This window comes from Methylibium sp. T29 (assembly GCF_000576205.1).
Lineage (GTDB): Bacteria > Pseudomonadota > Gammaproteobacteria > Burkholderiales > Burkholderiaceae_C > Methylibium > Methylibium petroleiphilum.
Genome location: NZ_AZND01000604.1, coordinates 1 through 535 on the forward strand (window position 1 = coordinate 1; position 535 = coordinate 535).

The 535-nt window shown below is 76.3% G+C and carries 1 pseudogene; it reads left to right on the forward strand.

Going from position 1 to position 535, the window contains the following annotated elements:
• Positions 1-535: pseudogene (locus tag x551_RS23080) on the forward strand (nicotinate-nucleotide--dimethylbenzimidazole phosphoribosyltransferase); the annotation flags it as partial.

Sequence of the window (535 nt, forward strand, 5' to 3'; positions counted from 1 at the left end):
TGATCGTGCGGCCGGTCGCGCCGGGCGGCACCGCCGATGCGTCGCTGGGCCCGGCGATGAGCCGGGCGCAGTGCGTGCAGGCGCTGGAACTCGGCCGCGAGGTCGTCGGCTCGGTGCCGGGCAACGCGCTGGTGCTCGGCGAGATGGGCATCGGCAACACCTCGGCCGCGGCGCTGCTGACGGCACACTTCACCGGCGCGCCGCTGGCCGCCTGCGTGGGCCGCGGCACCGGACTCGACGATGCGGGGTTGGCCCGCAAGCTCGAGGTGCTGGCGCAGGTGGCGCAGCGCCATGCGGGCGTCGCCACGCCGCTCGAGGCGCTGGCGCCTTCGGCGGCTTCGAGATCGCCGCGCTGACCGGTGCGATGCTGCAGGCCGCGCACGAGCGGCGGCTGATCGTCGTCGACGGCTTCATCGTCACCGCCGCGCTGCTGGTCGCGCACGCGCTGCAACCGGCGGTGCTGGACGCTGCGTGTTCGCGCACTGCTCCGACGAGGCCGGCCACGCCCGCGCGCTGGCGCACCTGGGTGCGCGGC